This window comes from Oceanobacillus picturae, assembly GCF_000612865.1.
GTDB lineage: Bacteria > Bacillota > Bacilli > Bacillales > Amphibacillaceae > Oceanobacillus_B > Oceanobacillus_B jordanicus.
Genome location: NZ_CCAX010000002.1, coordinates 612926 through 630560 on the forward strand (window position 1 = coordinate 612926; position 17635 = coordinate 630560).

Below are 17635 nucleotides of genomic sequence, written 5' to 3' on the forward strand. Positions count from 1 at the left end.
ACGAACGCTAACACCCCGATTCGTTCAACTAACAATCACTGGGGGGAAGAACGAACCCCACTGGTTGAAGTTTCACTTTATCTTTTGGGTAGTATCACCTGGAATATACTGCCCTTATCGTTTTCGTTGGATTCCACAAGAACTGTTCCTTTGTGTAGTTCAACCACTTTATATACTATTGACAAGCCCAGTCCGGATCCCATTATTTCTTGGGATCTAGAAGAGTCCACTCGGTAGAACCGTTCGAATATGTGCTTCTTCACTTCGTTATCTAAGCCGATACCTGTATCTTTGATACTGACCTTAATGTCTTCCTCAAGCTCTGTTAACACAATTTCAACTTCACCAAACTCACTGTTATATTTAATTGCATTTGAAAGGAGATTATCCCATACTGCATCAAGCAGTCTTTCATCAGCAATAATTTCTACATCAGGAATATCATATGAAAGCATCAGATTGTTTTCGTGAATCTTCCATTCGTATCGCTGTGCCAACTGAGTTATTTGTCTACCAACATTATATTTTTTAAGCTTTAGCATGTGTTCTTCATGTTCCAATGATGAGAGCAACAGCAATTGATTGGTCATCGAACTAATACGGTTGGTTTCATTATTAATAATATCTAAATATTCCATCCCTTTTTCATCTCTACTTAATATATTATTTAGAAGCCCGCTATACCCTTTTATGTTTGATAGTGGAGATTGAATATCATGAGAGATATTTGAGATAAACTCCTTTCGCATAAGTTCATTCTGTTGTATCTTTTCAGCCATTCTAATAAAGCTCCGTGTCAGTTCTCCAAGTTCATCTTTTCTGTTAGTCTCAATTTCTTTAACAATGTAATCACCAGAAGATAATGTCTTAGTTGCTTCACTCAATCGCTTCACTGGTTGCACAAGATATTTGGCCCCGACCAGAACTAATATAATGCTTAAAATGATTGTAAATAGAAATAGCCAGCCGAATAATAAATGCATTTCGCTGAACAGCTTTTCGATGTCAGGTCTCATAAACAGTGCATATGTTTCTCCATTATAGGTTATAGGTACACCAATGGTATTTGTTAATTCATTAGCAAAGAACCCGGTAACGAACGTCTTACGGGGAAACTGTAGCATTCCGTGATAAGTTTCTCCACCCAGTACTTTTTGTATCACCGTATCAGGAATTTCTTTTATCCTAAAATCTGAACCATAGAACACCCCATTTGTCGATGGTTGGACCAGATAAAGTTGGTATCCGAGATCTGCTACATTCACAAGATATTGTTCAATATCGACATTCGGATTCTCCTCAATAAAAGTAGACATCTCCTTTGCAATCTGTGTATTCTTCTCATCGTTATCTGGCTTTAAATAATGTTGGTAATAAGTGTTCGAAAGAAAAAATGCAGTCAGAAAGCTTATTAACATGATACCTATGGTCGTTGCAGCAAAAGTGAAATATAGAGATCTCATTTTCGATTAATCTCCAATGAATAGCCGATACCTCTTGCAGTATGGATGTTAAAAGGGACTGTTTTATTTCTGAAACGTTCCCTCAATCTTTTGATATGCACGTCTACGGTCCGATTATCACCTGTAAAATCTAATCCCCAAATATTCTCAATTAATTGTTCACGTGAGAAAACATGCTCAGGGTTTTTTGCAAATAAATATAAAAGTTCGAATTCCTTAAGTGGCAATTTAATCATTTTCGCATCAATCATAAGCGAGTAATTATCAGGACAAATTCGTATATTGCCAAGTCGAATCGTTTTATCAGCTTCCTGTGGAATTCGATATCGACGAAGAAGAGCCTTTATTCTAAATAAGAGTTCTTTCAATTCAAACGGTTTGGTCAAGTAATCATCTGTCCCTGCTTTGAACGCTGTCTCTTTATCATCAATTTGATTTTTGGCAGTCAAAATGATAATGGGGATATTATATTTATTCCGGATTTTTTTCGTTAAAGATACTCCATCCATATAAGGCATCATTACATCGACTACTGCTATTTCGCAGGGATGGTCCTTCAACTTATTCAATGCATCTATTCCATCGGTTGATTCGATTACATCATATCCATCTTGCTCTAAACCGAGTCGGACAAATTGTAAAATATTTCGATCATCATCAACTATTAGGACTCTTGTCATAAAATGTGTCTCCTCTTCAAATCTATTTTCCTTTATGAATTATTAGTTACAATCATACATTATTCTCGCATTTAACTGGGAGTAAGCCCATCCTAAATGTAGTTATTTTAACATTAGACATTTATTATATAACCAGAATATGAACTAAATGTGAATAACCTTCATTTCCATTAAAATTAATCAAACTCCATACTTCCTTCCCGCATCTCTCTGTTTTTTTGGCAAAAAGTAGAAAGGAATAGCAGAGATCTCCTAATTTACACCTGACCAACCATGTGTCTTAACTATCCACTGTTTAGCAAAAAACGACAAGGTACACAACTTTCCTTGCAATAATTGTCTAACGAAACTTTGCATAAAATAATCATGGGTGAAAAGTAGAGTAAACAAGAGAAATGTAGAGATATTTAAAAATAAATGAGATAGAACACTAGATTTACTAGATTGCATTCTAAACTTTTGTGTTCTATACTACGATTTAAATGTTCTTGATATAGAACAAAGGAACTCGAAGTCCCATACGATTTTAAAAAAGGGGGGAGATCTATTCATGTATTTGCTTAAAGGAAAGGTTGTATTGGAATGAAGCGGTTGGGCTTGGCTCTATTAATGCTCCTAGTCCTATTGCATGCAGGGACTGCGTTTGCTGAAAAGCACGCATCACAAAACAGCTGGTGGGATGCTTCAAAGCAAATTGATACGTATATCCAGTCTATTGCAATCGCAAGGGAAGTTGTGCAAGAAACGGTAGATACAGCGTTGGAGGAAAATGCGGAAAAACTGCAAACACATGGTGTAACGGTTACCAAAAATGCTAAGAAAGAAATTATCAAACAAAAAGAAGCTTACTTAACACAACTGAAAGAATCAAAAAAAACGTTGCTGGAATCTGACATGTTTCGTAGCTTTCATGACGAAAAGAAAGCGGAGCTAGATGAATCCTTAGAAGCGGAAACAAAAGCCATTATAAAATCAATTCTTATGGAATCCGAAAATGAAACCAAATAGAAAAGGGGTAATTAAATGAAGGTATTACGTACAGTAAAAGGGAAAATTGCAGTTGGTGTACTCACAGTAGGAGTGATTTCCGGTACAGGAGCGGTATTAGCAGGTACAGACGCAGGTGCTAACCTTCAGAATTGGTATGAGGGTTTGTTTAATGAAACAGCGGCTGAAATTGAAGCCGATGTAACAGCATATGGAGAAGGGAAATTGCCAGGGCTTACTGCAGAATACAATGGCTTAAAAGCTGATGCTAGTGGGGACATTGATGGAAAGAGAGCAAGTGAAACAGAAAGTGCTGATGCAGCCATTACCCAAGTGAAAAATAGCCATATCGAATCACTAGAGGGCACAAAAGCAGAGATTCTAGAAAACGTGGGCCTTGAGTTTTATAATCTCTTCCTTGAAGGTTTTTTCGAGATTGAGAGATTAGGAGAAGAAGGAGTCAACTATGCAACAAATGACCTGACAGCCTTTACTGGAACTGAGGGTGAAGAAGCACTTGGCCAATTGACCGATGATTTAACTGCAGCGAAAGACTCTGCTGTCTCAGAATTGGAAGAAGCAATCCGACAAGCACGAGAGGAAATTGAGGCAGAAGTGGATAACCAGCAAGAAATCACTACAAGAAATTTACAAAACCAAATTAATTTTAAGATAAGGGATGTTAGAGAAGTAGTAGAAGAATTACTAGAAGATCTAGTAGAAGAACAAAAGGCAATCATCACTGCTGCAGCTCAGACTCTAGAAGATGAAGCAAAAACTGCTTTAGATGATGTTGTTTCTTCTATGTCAAGTGAAGAATAAAAGGATGGCAACGTCTGTGCAGTGGCATAGGCGTTGCCCTCTATTAAAGGGGTGACCAAATAGTGGAAGATAGTAGATTGGTCAAGCACCAACAGACACAACGACGGAAAAAAAGACGGTTTTTAGTTGGCGCTCTTATTCTCTTTATCATCTTAGGTAGTGGGATAAATGTAGTGTTTGCTGATGAGGGTGTAAAAGGAATGCTGGCAGGTTGGTTTGATCAAAAGAAAACGGATGCTATTAGTGAGATTGAAGAAGCACTTGCAGACGAACAGATGAAGCAAACTAAACGGTTAAAAGAAGAGCTAAAAATAGAATTACAAGGAACATCAGAACAGCTGCAGGAATTTACTGCCGAGGAAAAAGAGCAACGCGTTAAGGCTTTGCAAGATTATGCGGATGAACTATTAATTACCTTGGAAGAAAGCGAGAAAGAAGAAGTACAAGCGATGTTAGAATCCATTTTCCTTGAAGCAAAAAAGGAGATGGAGCAAGTAAGTAAGGGACAGGGAAAATAATTGCTGGCTTTGCTTATAGAGTGGAGAACGAAAAGCGATTGTAACAATTAACAGCAGAGGAAGTACCATCTTGCTTCATAGGAGAGAAGGAGGGCTATGACTTGAAAAAGGTACTGAAAGGCTTGGGGAACATAGGCATTGTTTTCTTAGTTGTTTTTATTCTTCTACTTGGTTATTCATTGATCCAAACGGTAAAGCAACCGGGTAGCAATGCTAACGTACTTGGTTACCAGCTAATGAATGTCCTTTCTGACAGTATGGACCCAATTTTTCATGCGGGAGATATGGTGGTGCTATCTGATGATGTTGATAGCGTGAAAGTTGGAGATATCATTACGTTTGAGCAAGAGGGTGGGACCTTGGTCACTCACCGTATAATCAGTGAGCAAATGACGGCACAAGGGACAGTATATGAAACGAAAGGTGATGCTAACAATGTGACAGATGAGGGTTTTGTAAAGGGAGAAGATATTTACGGAACCTATTCCTTTCATATTCCAATGGCAGGATCTGTTGCCATGTTTCTAAAGTCGCCTAATGGCTGGGTTGTGCTGGGAGCGATTCCTCTACTATACGTAACAATCGTTTTGATGAGAAAGTTATATGTTCAGCGAAGAGAGCAAAGTACGAATTAAATATTTTTTTCATGAAACCTAAGGGGGAGAAAGAATGAGGAAGAAACTAACACTTGGTTTAATTGCTTTATCTTTGGTATTGATGGCCATTATTGGAACCGTAGCCTATTTTACAATCGGTTTCTCAAGTGAAGACAATATTGCAAAGGCTGCTGACTTTGATGTCGAAGCAGTTAATAAAGAAGGCAAGGTAATTGGTAATGCAGAGTTTGATCTTGACGAAGACCTAGTACCTGGCATGGAGAAAAAAGAAGTATATGCTTTTGCAGTGAATAAAAACAACACAACAGTACCGGTAGAGTACCAAGTTAACCTTGGATTGTCTGGTGACTTATTTCCTGATAATGGACAATCTCCAATAAACCTGGAGTTCGAACGTTTAAAAGACGGAGTCTGGGAGCAAGTGGAATTGGAAAATACCTTCCATCCAGAACAGGATTCTGAACAGTTTAGAGTTATGGTAGATTGGCCACACGGGGAGAATGACATTGCTTATCAAGGGAAAACAGGAAGTATTCATTTAGAAGTAGTCGCAACACAAGTAGATGAAGAGGAAGCGGAAGAAGAAGGACCGCCATACATCACTGGCGAGGTTGCTTTTAAAGCAACACCAAATGGTTCAACGAGAGTAACAGAAGGAAAGGAACTAAACTTCTATACAAAGGATGACGGCTACAAATTTATTGAATTAGCGGTTGGCGATGGCGACGGTGAATTCGAGAAAAAAGTTGGAAATATTACGGTACATGAATACGAAGCAGGTGGCATAACGTGGTTCCAAGTTTATACAGACCATGAATACTATGCCAGTGAATCTCAAATGTGGCGGGTAAGAGATAGCTATCTTGACTTTTCGGAGGAAGGAAAAGTTATATTTCCTAAACTTAACGGTCCACATCTAACGATTGAATCAGACGCACTTTATAACTGGTTTACAAAATAAGCAAGAACGTACAGGTGATAAAACATCTGTACGTTTTTTACATAGAACATTTTCCATTGAACATACTTTTAAAGAACAGTAGGCTTTCAACTTAAAAGGTCATACTTAGACAGTAAGTACTTATCATCTTTTTCCGGCTGTATACAAGCTATGCAAACAAGTATTACGTACACTACACATACGGCTTGGTTTGACGAAAACAATTTAAAGGAAAAGACTTAAAAAAGGATAAGGAGCATACAAAAATGACTACAATAAAAGAAGGTTCACAATCATTTTACGTTGGCGAGAGTGAAACAAATCCCGATGCTGAAATTGGCTATACCTTTTCAGAGAACGGTGACATTGTCATTGATCATACTGTAGTATCTGAATCGCTACAAGGCCAAGGACTTGCCGGAAAGCTTGTCGAACGGGTCGTAGAGCAAGCCAGACAGGATGGAAGAAAAATCGTTCCCCAATGCACTTATGCCAAAAAGAAATTAGAGGAAACCTCAGAATATCAAGATGTGCTGAAACAGTAATACAAACACCCTCCAAACATGCTTCATGCTGGAGGGTGTTTGTACATGTGCATTGCTCTTCTGTTATACTAGTATAGTTCAAATAATCACATGATGTATAAGTAAAGAGGGGAAATAGATGTATCTTAACATTGAGGAAACAGCAGAATTTTTATCAATGGATGAGTCAAAAGTAAAAGCACTGGTATTGAACGGGCGAATTCGTTCTCTTCATGATGGAAAACAGTACCTCATCAATAAAGAACAGTTCAACACACACTTTGAGCAGGTGGAGAAATACCGTAAGCTTATCCAGGACTACCTCAATGAACCAATTCCAGAAGATATTGATGTGCATGATGAGGATTAAACCTATATGTTTTAAAGAGAGCAATGCCTCTCTTATTAAAGGAGAATAAATATGCCCAAAAATCAAAAAGCCCAGGCGAATACACTTATCTTTCGTGTAAAAGAAAAATCAGAACTGCTTTCCTTTCTTTTAGAAGCAATGCCTAATCGTAGCAGGAACTCTGTGAAATCTATTTTGACACGAGGACAGGTTACAGTGGATGATCATATTGAAACAAAGCATAACTATCCATTAAAGCCAGGACAAACGATTACGATACTTAAAAATAAAGCAGCTGTAAAAAGACAGGCATTAATTGGGATGACGATTTTATATGAAGACGATGATATTATCGTCATAAATAAAGAAGCTGGTCTGTTATCCATTGCCACACAAAAAGAAAAAAAGCAGACGGCCCATTATCAGTTAATGGAGCATGTGCGTATCCAAGATCCTGCAAACCGCATTTTTGTTGTGCATCGACTTGATAAAAACACATCTGGTGTAATGATGCTTGCTAAAAGCGAAGCAGTGAAGCTTAAGCTACAGGACAATTGGAAGCAGGTTGTTAGGGAAAGAAAATATGTGGCAGTAGTAGAAGGAAAGGTCAAACAGGAGAAGGGTTACGTTTCCTCTTGGCTGTTAGAAAGTAAAACACATGTTATGTATTCAACGCAAAATAAAGACAACGGCCAATTTGCTAAAACGCATTATAAAAGGTTGAAGGCAAATGATAGTTTCTCCTTGATGGAATTAGAGCTAGAGACTGGACGGAAGAATCAAATTCGTGTTCACATGCAGGATCTCGGACACCCGATTGTTGGAGACAAAAAGTATGGCTCCACTCAAAACCCAATTGGACGAGTAGGGCTCCATGCACATGTATTATCTTTTTACCATCCAACAACGGAACAACCGATGTATTTTAAAGTAGATGTTCCGAAATCATTTTTAACGAAAACAAAATAAGCAACACACAGGATAACCTGCTATTGAAGCAGGTTATTTATTTTCGCTAAGAAACAGAAAAATCAAAAACATGATTGTAACTGGTATAATTTTCTAGGTATAATGGTAGAAAGAAAAGGAGGGTACCATGAATAAAAAGCTCATCTTGCTTGATATAATATGCTATGCCGTTGTCCCATATCTTATCTGGAATTACGGGAGAGAGATTCTAGGGGATTACTGGGCGATTATATTGTCAACGGTACCTGGTTTCATCTACACGGTTTATCGATTTTTAAAGGAAAAACAATTCAATATTGCAGGCTTATTTATCCTGGGTTCCCTGGCAATCAGCACGACTGTAAACTTACTTTCCTCCTCTGCGGAAAGTATGCTCTGGAATCAGGTTTATTTGGGTATGTCTTACGGATTAGTTTTCTTATTATCTATTTTTATCAAACAACCGTTAGCTTTACATTTTATGGTGGATTGGGCTTACTTACAGGGGTTTGCACGGCAAGATAGTAGGACGTTATATTTCAAACCGCAATTATTGAAGTGGTTTCAACTTTTGACGTTACTATTTGTTGCTCGAAGTGTCTTTATGAATGGATTGAAAGCTTTTCTGTTACAAACCTACGGCGCAGCCGGCTATGGTAAAATGCTTATTTATATGAATATTAGTGGATGGATATTTTCTGCCGTTGTGACTTTAGGATTTGTGTTCATTGGTGTGAAAATCAATCAATATGTAAATGGTGGTGAAGAAGCAAAAGTAGCAGTTGAAAAGTAAATGGAGCGACAAGAAAGGTGGAGATGGTCATAGATCCTATTAATTTCAAAGAAAAATTATCTTTATTCCAGGAACACTGGTCTCCAAAAGTCATCGGAGAAATGAATGATTATCAGTATAAACTAGTTAAGGTGGAGGGGGAGTTTGTTTGGCACTCCCATAAAGATACAGATGAAGTGTTTATCGTATTGGAAGGTGAAATGAAGATAGCCTTTCGAGATGGTGAAACACAGCTGTGCAAAGGAGAAATGTATATCGTCCCAAAAGGTGTTGAGCACAAACCTATTGCCGAAACAGAGTGCCATATTATGCTTGTCGAACCAAAAGGTGTAGTGAACACAGGTGAGGCTAGCTCTGAGTTAACAGCTGAACAGGATGTTTGGATATAGCTTAGACAAATACATAATATTGGAGAGCGAGAGTAGAAAATATGAAAAAACAAAATGGTAGAGTCGTAGGTTTTGAGATGAATAGTCAGGAACCTGAGAAAGCAGCAGCTTTTTATGCGAATGTTTTCGGCTGGGAAGTCGCTGACCCAAAATGGGATTATTGGGCTGTGAAAACTGGGGAGGACGGGATCAACGGAGGGATTGCAAAAGGACCACATGATTACCGACACGGGATAAGAGTGCAAATCGAAGTAGAATCGATTACTGAAACGATAGCACAGGCTGTTGAAAACGGTGCTATGGTTGTAAGAGAAAAAATGGATTTTGATACATTTTACCTCGCTTATCTTGTAGACCCCTCTGGAGTAGGCATTGGTTTAGTAGAACAGAAATAGTCTGCAAGAAGGAGCTCAATTTTGAATCAAAAAGGCTGAAAGTGAATCGAGAACGTCAAAAGTGAATCAAGAATGACGCAAAGTGAATCGAAATAGCCATAAAGTGAAACGAGAATGCCGCAAAGTGAAACGACAACACCAAAAGTGAAACCAAAAAGCCGCAAAGTGAAACGACAACGCCATAAAGTGAAACCAATGCATCCCAAAGTGAAACCACCATACCCCAAAGAGCGAGCGAGACTAAACTGTCTCACTTGCTCTCGCCTGGCAATAGTTTAAAAAGGTGCTTTTTCTATAGTTCTACCTTGTCTCCCATGGGTGGTTTTTGCCATTTTAAGTGAACGAATAACTGCTTCCTCTGTTGTTTCCACTACAGCTTGAAATAGCTGGTTCATAACCTCATGATCATCTCGCAAGTAGACCATTGTCTCATCAGCTTTCCCAGCGTGGTGTTCATAAGTATTCGCTGTGGAAAATGCAATGGCGATATCCCCACTGCCATTGTCCAGATGACTTCCCGTTCTGCCAAGCCCTGCTGCACATCGCTTGGCTAGTCTATTCAATTGCCTATCATAAAGAGGCGCATCTGTTGCAATTATCATCATTATTGACCCATCTGGTGTCTCAAGCTTATGCTTGCGCCAATCTGCAAACAAAGCTTCTTCACGCTTGCCGAAATTACTTACTACCAGGCATCCCAGCGTGTAATGTTCTTTTTCAGTTGAGATAATGCGTGATGCTGTTCCTACACCACCTTTATAACCAAAGCAGACCATGCCTTTTCCTGCTCCTACTGCCCCTTCTTTTGCCGGCTGTTCTGTGGCCGCTTCTATTGCCTGTATCGCGTGAGCTGGTTTAACTGCTTGCTCCCGAATCGAGTTCAGGTAACTGTCATTACACTCCCCAACTACAATATTGATGGAGCTTGTTGTATCCCCAATATCTTTTGTCGTCTGAAGCATATACTCCAATGTCCCTTGCCAAACGGCCCCCACACTAAAAGTGTTAGTGAGCATAATAGGGGCTTCAAGTAGCCCTATTTCCTCTAGCTGTGCTAGGCCTGTAGTTTTCCCATAACCATTTATAATGGCACTACCAGCGCGGACTTTTTTGTAAAATAAATTATCTTCGTGTGGAAGAATTGCTGTTAATCCCGTACAAATTGTCTTATTTTCGTCCAGCTTTTCATACAATGTAACATGTCCTACTTTTACACCAATCACATCAGTAATACAGTTTGACTTTCCCTTATTAAGTGCCAAATGCCCAGCTCCCTTTCTCTATTTTCTATAGTATAACAAAATAGAATACTAAAAACTCTGTGATTTTAGTGAGCGAACTCTGCTTTTCTTAGTATGTTATGTGCTGGAAAGAGACAGACTATACATAACTGAATGAAACGGAGGCATCGTGATGAAAAGGATTCTGTTCATCTTATTTGCTATAAGTATTGTAATAGGCTCTGTTTATAATCTTATGCTTGCTGATAAGGAGGCAGAGCATTCCAAAGGCTTATACAATGGGGAAGAAAGTGTAGAAGTTAGCGGAACCGTTCCTCTAAGCGTTAATGTAGGGGATAAGGCACCGGACTTTGAACTGAAAACACTAGATGGTAAACAAGTGAGGCTCTCTGACTATAGAGGAGAGCGAGTATTGTTAAACTTTTGGTCTACCTGGTGCCCACCGTGCAGACAGGAAATGCCAGATATGCAGCAATTTTTCCAGGATAAGGATCCTGTGATCTTAGCCGTTAACCTGACTGATACAGAAGTGAATCAAAAGACAGTGAGAGAATTTATAGAGGAATTTGGCGTAACCTTTCCAGTCTTATTGGACGAAAAGGCTAAAGTAAGTCAGTTATATCGTATACAGCCAATTCCTACTACGTATTTCATTGATGCTGAGGGGAAAATAAGGTATAAAGCCTTTGGTGCCTTAACCTACGAACAGATGATACAGGAATATGAAAAATTGAGCGAAACATCAAAATAGCCGTTTAATTATACGAAGATAGGGTATAAAATACCTAGCGTAGCGCGCTACTGGGAGGATATTTTAGTGGAATATACGAAAGAAGAGCTGTTTTATTTTAAAAGAGACCGAGAGTATTTAACGGAGCTTCTTCAAAAATATGAAGATGACCAGATAAAAATAAAAATCCAGGAAGAGATCCGTTTTCTTGAATCGATCCTAACACATTAATTTAAGCCCTTTATGGATGTAAAATATACACCTGATTCTGATTCAGCAAGAGCTCCAATTGAATGTGGGGCTTTTTTTGTATGTTAAAAATGTTAGCCAAAAGGCAATGACAGTAACTATAACTTTGAATTCCCAGTATACAAAAAATGTACGTATTTGCTAAATAAGATACGTATTGAATGAGTTGCTTGCATTCTAAATAAATTTAAGTTATAACATAGATACAACCGAATAATTAGAATTTCCTTCGGGGTCGGGTGAAATTCCCAACCGGCGGTGATGAAGTGTTATGCTTCTAAGTCCGTGACCCGTGCGGCGCAATGCCAAGCGGTGGATCTGGTGAAACTCCAGAGCCGACAGTAAAGTCTGGATGGGAGAAGGAATTGAAAAGCGAGCATGTTTATGATGAAACGCCTTATTATGCTATGTGCATTTTGCACTGTTATAGTAGGACATTGTTTTATCCGCGTGTTTTATTAGCTTATTAAATTCTGCCCTTTTACCCTCTGAAGCGATAATCAGGGGTTTTTTAATGCAATTAAATTTGAAGGGGAGGATCGTATGTTTACAGGAATAATAGAAGAAAAAGGAACATTGCTCAGAAAAAAACGTGTGTCAGAACGTGCTGTTACGCTAACCATTAAAGCGGAACATATTCTGTCAGACATGAACATTGGGGATAGCATTGCAATTAATGGGATTTGTTTAACGGTCACGCGTTTTTCGGATCATTCATTTGAAGTGGATGTTATGCCAGAAACGATTAAAGCAACATCCCTTAACGCCACAGAAGAAGGGGACTTCGTCAATTTAGAAAGGGCAATGGCTGCAAACGGTAGGTTCGGTGGTCACTTTGTATCAGGTCATGTAGATACTACAGCAGAAATCGTACACAAAGCACAGCAAGAAAATGCGATCTATTTTAGGATCAAATTACCTGCTAACTACAAAAGCTTATTGTTGCCAAAAGGATCGATCACAGTTGATGGTATTAGTCTGACCATATTTGACGTGGAAGATAGTACTGTTACGATTTCGATTATTCCACATACCTCAGCACAAACTACATTAGGAACAAGAGAAGTGGGAGATTTCGTGAACATTGAGTGCGACATGCTAGCCAAACATGTACAGCACCTCTTGCAGTTTACGGAAAATGCTCCAGAAAGCAATCTAAATAAAACATTTTTACAGGATAAAGGCTTTTTATAAAGTTAAAGAAAGGAGTGATGACTATGTTTCATACTATTGAAGAAGCAGTCGCGGACCTACAAGAAGGTAATATTGTAATTGTGGTAGATGATGCAGATCGTGAGAATGAAGGAGATTTCGTGGGTTTAGCAGAAAAAGCGACGCCGGAAATGATAAATTTTATGATTACACATGGCAAGGGGCTCGTTTGTACAGCTATAACCTCAGACATTGCTAAAGCTGCAGGCCTAGAATTAATGAAGCGTAACAGCACGGATCCGTTGTCGACAGCCTTCACTGTCAGTGTAGACCACATTACAACGACAACGGGAATTAGTGCATCAGAAAGAGCTAAAACAATTCAAGCACTCACGGATGAACAGGTAGCAGCTGATCAATTTAAACAACCAGGTCACGTCTTCCCATTAATCGCTAAGGAAGATGGTGTACTCGCCCGCCGAGGTCATACAGAAGCTGCGGTTGATTTAGCTTTGCTAAGTGATGCAGCTCACTCTGGTGTGATTTGTGAGATCGTTAAAGAGGATGGCACAATGGCACGGGTCCCTGATTTAGCCGTTATGGCCGAACGGTTCGGATTAAAAATGATCACAATAGAAGACTTGGCAGCATACAGGAAAAAGCAGCAACAATATATGATGGAGAGGGGATAATAAAATGGGAAACGTATTTGCAGGAAATTTAGTTGGTACTGACATGAAAATAGGAATAGTGGTTGGAAGGTTTAATGACTTTATCACAAGTAAATTATTAGAAGGTGCAAAAGATACATTAATGAGACATGGTGTGTCTGAAGAAAATATAGATGTGGCTTGGGTTCCAGGAGCATTTGAAATTCCACTTGCTGCAATGAAGATGGCAAAAAAGGAACAATATGATGCTGTGATTACATTGGGAACGGTCATTCGTGGTTCCACTCCTCATTTTGATTATGTGTGTAATGAAGCAGCTAAGGGTGTGGGGCAAGCTGCAATGCAAACAGAAAAACCCGTCATTTTTGGCGTATTAACTACAGAAACAATTGAACAGGCAATTGAACGTGCCGGAACGAAAGCAGGAAACAAAGGTGCAGAGGCAGCAACAGCTGCTATTGAAATGGTAAGCTTACTAAAACAATTTTAATTAAACGCGAGGAAGGTCGGAGTATTGCTCCCGGCCTTTTTTTAAGCCTGAAATAAAATTGAACATGTTGCAAGTTCATCAACCACGTTAGCAGTTCAATCAACCATAAGCCATGAAGAATCGACCACAATAGCAATTCAATCAACCATAAGCCATGAAGAATCGACCACAATAGCAATTCAATCAACCAAAAGTCATGAAGAATCAACCAAGATAGCGATCCAATCAACCAAAGCCACCTTTAGCGAACAGCTCCACCCCACACCATACTTAGTCTCCCAATAGATGGTGAATTAAAGCCATAATACCGGTTAATTTCACATGGCCGCTAATCTCTGTTGTTTCAATCAGCCAGTCTATGCTTCTCTTAATGGAAAAAAGCTTCTCAGTAAGATAAACTGGTTGGTAGGGAAATTTATTCTGGTGTAACCGTCCGTAAACTCCTCCTTCAAAACATGAAACAATGGTGTTTAAGTGGGAGTAAACGGACGCTAATACCCTGATTCGTTCGACTAATAGTCATTGGGGGAGAACGACACCCCCACTAGTTAAAGTTTCATTTTATTATTCGGAGGCGATTAACATAAAATTACTAGGAATACAGCTTGTCATGATAGCGGTTATATGGGTAGGTATGGCCTTCTTTTATTCCGAAATGACGCCTGTGAGCAAAGGGATATTTTATTTGGTAACATCATGGTTATTACTTTTGTTGGTACTGGTTACAAAGGATTGGCTAAAAGCTAGAAAAAGATGAGGATGAGTTAACGATGCTAACATTAGAAAATTTACATAAATCCTTCGGGGACAAAATATTATTCGATTCCGTTACGAGCACCATTACAGACCGGGAAAGAATTGGTCTGATTGGAGTAAATGGAACGGGAAAATCCACCTTTTTGAAAACAATTGCTGGACTAGAAGCACCGGAAAAGGGCACCATCAAACACCCAAAAGATTATCGGATTGAATACTTAGCCCAAGATCCACCACTTAATCCTGAACTGAATGTAATGGAACAAATCTATTACGGAGATTCTGTGATTATGCAGGTAATGCGTAACTATGAGCAGGCTTTGTTGAAACTGCAAGAGGAACCGGAAAGCAATGAGGCGCAAAGCAGATTAATAAAGATGCAACAAAAAATGGACGAAGCAGAGGCATGGGAAGCTAACACAGCTGCAAAGTCTGTTTTGACAAAGCTTGGAATTACCGATTTTGATAAGCAAGTAACAGAACTATCGGGTGGACAAAAGAAACGAGTGGCTATTGCCAAGGCGCTGATTCAGCCTGCAGACCTCTTGATTTTAGATGAACCGACAAACCATCTTGATAACGAAACAGTAGAGTGGTTGGAGAAATATTTGCAAACGTATAAAGGATCTTTGCTACTCGTTACGCATGATAGGTATTTTTTAAATCGGGTCACCAATCGAATTTATGAGTTAGATAAAGGTAATTTGTATGTGTATGAAGGAAATTATGAAATATTTCTTGAGAAAAAAGCAGAACGTGAAGCGCTTGAGGCAAGCAATGAAGCGAAGCACCAGAATACTTTAAAACGTGAACTAGCATGGTTAAGACGTGGAGCAAAGGCACGATCCACAAAGCAAAAGGCTCGAATAGGGCGCGTTGAAGAGATGAAGGAAGAAACATTTGATACGAAGAAAGAGCAAGTTGATTTTAAAGTAGGGTCAACCAGGCTAGGAAAGAAAGTGTTGGAACTACAGGAAATCAGCAAATCATTTGGAGAAAAAAGGTTAATCAATGAATTTAGCCGCTTGATTGTGCCAGGTGAGCGGGTAGGTATTATTGGCCCAAATGGTACGGGGAAATCAACGCTATTAAATATTATGGCAGGGCGTATCAAGCCAGATGGCGGTCAGGTAGAAGTTGGAGAAACGGTAAACATCGGGTACTATACCCAAGGTGATGAAGAGCTTGATGGATCACAACGCATTATTGATTATATTAAGGAAGTTGCAGAGGTAATCCATACGAGCGATGGCGATGTTATTACAGCTGAACAAATGCTGGAGCGATTTCTATTTTCCCGTTCCGCACAGTGGACGTATATTCGCAAGCTATCTGGTGGGGAAAGACGCCGTCTATACCTTTTAAAGGTTTTAATGCAAGAACCAAATGTCCTCTTTCTTGATGAGCCGACAAATGACTTGGATACTCAGACGCTGGGAGTGCTGGAGGAATATTTGGATCAGTTCCCTGGTGTCGTAGTTACAGTATCGCATGATCGCTATTTTCTAGATCGTGTAGTAGATCGTTTAATCGTGTTTAAAGGCAACGGTGCGGTAGGTGAGTACTATGGTAATTATAGTGAATACCTTGAGCAGGCTCAGGCAGAACAAAGCGTCACAACACCACCAAAGGCAATAAAAGAAAAGCCAAAGCAGAAAAAGAAAAAGCTATCCTATAATGAACAACGAGAATGGAATACCATTGAAGAGGAAATTATGGAGCTAGAGAGTCGGGTAGACGAACTAAAAGCAGGGATTGTAGATGCTGGTAGTGATTCTGAAAAAGTTCAAAAGCTCTTCCAGGAACAAGAAAAAGCAGAAGTAGCACTCGAACAGAAGATGGAGCGTTGGGAAGAACTTTCCCTCATGGTGGAAGAGTTTGAAAATAATAAGTAAGTTAGAGGCCTCCCAGGATTTTGGGAGGCTATTTTATTTATAAAATATGGTTAGGGGTCCTGATCAGCCACCGAGGTAGAAAGCAAGCATCGGCTTTGAGGCAGTGGATATCGGATTTGAGTTAAGAAGTATCGGCTTTGGAGCAGTGGATATCGGCTTTGAGGTAAGGAGCATCGCCCGAGAGCAGAAGAGCATCGCCCGAGAGCAGAAGAGCATCGCCCGAGAGCAGAAGAGTATCGCCCGAGAGCAGAAGAGTATCGCCCGAGAATCCGAAACATCATCCAAAAGCCACGATTTATCCAAGCGAGGACTTCTTATTTTTGTTATATGCATGCTTTTCACCATATTGCTCAAACTAAGCCTATTACTAAATATGGGTGGGCTGATAATGAGCGAAGAACAGCTTTATAATAAAATACTCGAGGTAAAAGAACAGCTACATAATTTACAACACACCTACTGGGAAATGACTACCAGTTTCGATACATGGCGTTTTTGGTTTCTGCTAGGAAGCATGATTATTGCACTAATCATTTTGTATTTTACTGTGGATAGAAAAAGACTCTTTGAACTTACTTTTTTTGGTTTTACCATACATGTACTTTGGGCAAATACAGATCAGATTTTAACATCCCTCAATTATTTCAGCTATCCACATAGTTTTACTTATGTAATGACTACAGGAGTTACCTCAACCACGGTGGTATTTCCAGTAGTATTTATGTTGGTATATCAATATTGTCTTAAGAAAGGGAAAAACTTTTTCCTCTATACTATTGTACTAAATCTGTTATTTGCTTTTGGTATGGGGCCGTTGTATGTATACCTCGGCTTCCTAGATATGAACAAAGGCATGAATTATGGATTTCTTTATCTAATTGACGTTGTAGTTGTTTTTGTTGCTTTTGCTTTCACGAAATTTTTTCAGATGATGAAACAGGATTGGAAGGCGAAGCAATGAGGTAAGGAGATTTTTCGGCATAGTTTCTTATATTGGGTATAAACTAAACCTATTATTATAAATAG

20 protein-coding genes, 1 pseudogene and 1 riboswitch are annotated in these 17635 nt (G+C 39.1%); of the genes and pseudogenes, 18 read left to right on the forward strand and 3 right to left on the reverse strand.

Annotated elements, in window-relative coordinates:
• Nucleotides 1-77 precede the first annotated feature (77 nt).
• Nucleotides 78-1463: a sensor histidine kinase gene (locus tag BN988_RS14080; protein WP_036577395.1), complete on the reverse strand. Its 1386-nt coding sequence runs from the start codon at nucleotides 1461-1463 to the stop codon at nucleotides 78-80.
• Complete coding sequence (locus BN988_RS14085) at nucleotides 1460-2143, reverse strand: response regulator transcription factor (RefSeq protein ID WP_036577396.1); 684 nt, start codon at nucleotides 2141-2143, stop codon at nucleotides 1460-1462. Before BN988_RS14085 ends, BN988_RS14080 begins: the two co-directional genes overlap by 4 nt.
• Nucleotides 2144-2725: 582 nt before the next feature.
• On the opposite strand from BN988_RS14085, the gene BN988_RS14090 reads away from it, so the two are divergent.
• The 11 genes from BN988_RS14090 to BN988_RS14140 all read left to right on the forward strand — a co-directional run bounded on the left by BN988_RS14090 (nucleotide 2726) and on the right by BN988_RS14140 (nucleotide 9425).
• Complete coding sequence (locus BN988_RS14090) at nucleotides 2726-3151, forward strand: hypothetical protein (protein WP_036577397.1); 426 nt, start codon at nucleotides 2726-2728, stop codon at nucleotides 3149-3151.
• Between the two features lie 15 nt (nucleotides 3152-3166).
• Entirely contained in the window at nucleotides 3167-3952 is a 786-nt protein-coding gene (locus BN988_RS14095; RefSeq protein WP_036577398.1) for a hypothetical protein, read from the forward strand.
• A 62-nt stretch (nucleotides 3953-4014) separates the two neighbouring features.
• Nucleotides 4015-4470, forward strand: coding sequence for a hypothetical protein (locus BN988_RS14100; RefSeq protein WP_036577399.1), 456 nt, complete (start codon nucleotides 4015-4017; stop codon nucleotides 4468-4470).
• 101 nt (nucleotides 4471-4571) lie between these two features.
• Entirely contained in the window at nucleotides 4572-5105 is a 534-nt protein-coding gene (locus tag BN988_RS14105) for a signal peptidase I (RefSeq protein WP_051557962.1), read from the forward strand.
• A gap of 34 nt (nucleotides 5106-5139) precedes the next feature.
• Complete coding sequence (locus BN988_RS14110) at nucleotides 5140-6048, forward strand: hypothetical protein (RefSeq protein ID WP_036577400.1); 909 nt, start codon at nucleotides 5140-5142, stop codon at nucleotides 6046-6048.
• Nucleotides 6049-6293: 245 nt separating this feature from the next.
• Complete coding sequence (locus BN988_RS14115) at nucleotides 6294-6572, forward strand: GNAT family N-acetyltransferase (protein WP_036577401.1); 279 nt, start codon at nucleotides 6294-6296, stop codon at nucleotides 6570-6572.
• Between the two features lie 118 nt (nucleotides 6573-6690).
• Complete coding sequence (locus tag BN988_RS14120; RefSeq protein ID WP_036577402.1) at nucleotides 6691-6921, forward strand: excisionase family DNA-binding protein; 231 nt, start codon at nucleotides 6691-6693, stop codon at nucleotides 6919-6921.
• 51 nt (nucleotides 6922-6972) lie between these two features.
• Nucleotides 6973-7869 (forward strand): RluA family pseudouridine synthase, encoded by an 897-nt coding sequence (locus tag BN988_RS14125; RefSeq protein ID WP_036577403.1) that lies wholly within the window; start codon nucleotides 6973-6975, stop codon nucleotides 7867-7869.
• 127 nt (nucleotides 7870-7996) lie between these two features.
• Nucleotides 7997-8641, forward strand: coding sequence for a VC0807 family protein (locus BN988_RS14130; protein ID WP_036577404.1), 645 nt, complete (start codon nucleotides 7997-7999; stop codon nucleotides 8639-8641).
• A gap of 23 nt (nucleotides 8642-8664) precedes the next feature.
• The gene (locus BN988_RS14135; RefSeq protein WP_036577405.1) at nucleotides 8665-9030 is read left to right on the forward strand and encodes a cupin domain-containing protein; all 366 of its coding nucleotides are present in this window, start codon (nucleotides 8665-8667) and stop codon (nucleotides 9028-9030) included.
• 41 nt (nucleotides 9031-9071) lie between these two features.
• Complete coding sequence (locus tag BN988_RS14140; protein ID WP_036577406.1) at nucleotides 9072-9425, forward strand: VOC family protein; 354 nt, start codon at nucleotides 9072-9074, stop codon at nucleotides 9423-9425.
• A 275-nt stretch (nucleotides 9426-9700) separates the two neighbouring features.
• On the opposite strand, the gene BN988_RS14145 is transcribed toward BN988_RS14140, so the two are convergent.
• Nucleotides 9701-10687 (reverse strand): DmpA family aminopeptidase, encoded by a 987-nt coding sequence (locus BN988_RS14145; protein ID WP_036577407.1) that lies wholly within the window; start codon nucleotides 10685-10687, stop codon nucleotides 9701-9703.
• A 151-nt stretch (nucleotides 10688-10838) separates the two neighbouring features.
• Here BN988_RS14145 and BN988_RS14150 point away from each other — a divergent pair, with 151 nt between their 5' ends.
• The 7 genes and pseudogenes from BN988_RS14150 (at nucleotide 10839) to BN988_RS14175 (ending at nucleotide 17570) form a co-directional block, all read left to right on the forward strand.
• Nucleotides 10839-11417, forward strand: a complete 579-nt coding sequence (locus tag BN988_RS14150; RefSeq protein WP_036577408.1) for a redoxin domain-containing protein — start codon at nucleotides 10839-10841, stop codon at nucleotides 11415-11417.
• Nucleotides 11418-11483: 66 nt separating this feature from the next.
• Entirely contained in the window at nucleotides 11484-11627 is a 144-nt protein-coding gene (locus BN988_RS18955; RefSeq protein WP_155988311.1) for a hypothetical protein, read from the forward strand.
• Between the two features lie 239 nt (nucleotides 11628-11866).
• A riboswitch (FMN riboswitch) is annotated at nucleotides 11867-12013 on the forward strand.
• 175 nt (nucleotides 12014-12188) lie between these two features.
• A complete protein-coding gene (gene ribE / locus BN988_RS14155; protein ID WP_036577409.1) occupies nucleotides 12189-12839 on the forward strand; it encodes a riboflavin synthase in 651 nt (216 codons plus the stop codon).
• A gap of 23 nt (nucleotides 12840-12862) precedes the next feature.
• Nucleotides 12863-13468, forward strand: a pseudogene (gene ribB, locus BN988_RS14160) (3,4-dihydroxy-2-butanone-4-phosphate synthase); the annotation flags it as partial.
• 25 nt (nucleotides 13469-13493) lie between these two features.
• Nucleotides 13494-13958: a 6,7-dimethyl-8-ribityllumazine synthase gene (gene ribH, locus BN988_RS14165; protein WP_036577410.1), complete on the forward strand. Its 465-nt coding sequence runs from the start codon at nucleotides 13494-13496 to the stop codon at nucleotides 13956-13958.
• A 770-nt stretch (nucleotides 13959-14728) separates the two neighbouring features.
• Nucleotides 14729-16609 (forward strand): ABC-F family ATP-binding cassette domain-containing protein, encoded by a 1881-nt coding sequence (locus tag BN988_RS14170; protein WP_036577411.1) that lies wholly within the window; start codon nucleotides 14729-14731, stop codon nucleotides 16607-16609.
• A 388-nt stretch (nucleotides 16610-16997) separates the two neighbouring features.
• Entirely contained in the window at nucleotides 16998-17570 is a 573-nt protein-coding gene (locus BN988_RS14175; RefSeq protein WP_036577565.1) for a hypothetical protein, read from the forward strand.
• Nucleotides 17571-17635: the final 65 nt, after the last annotated feature.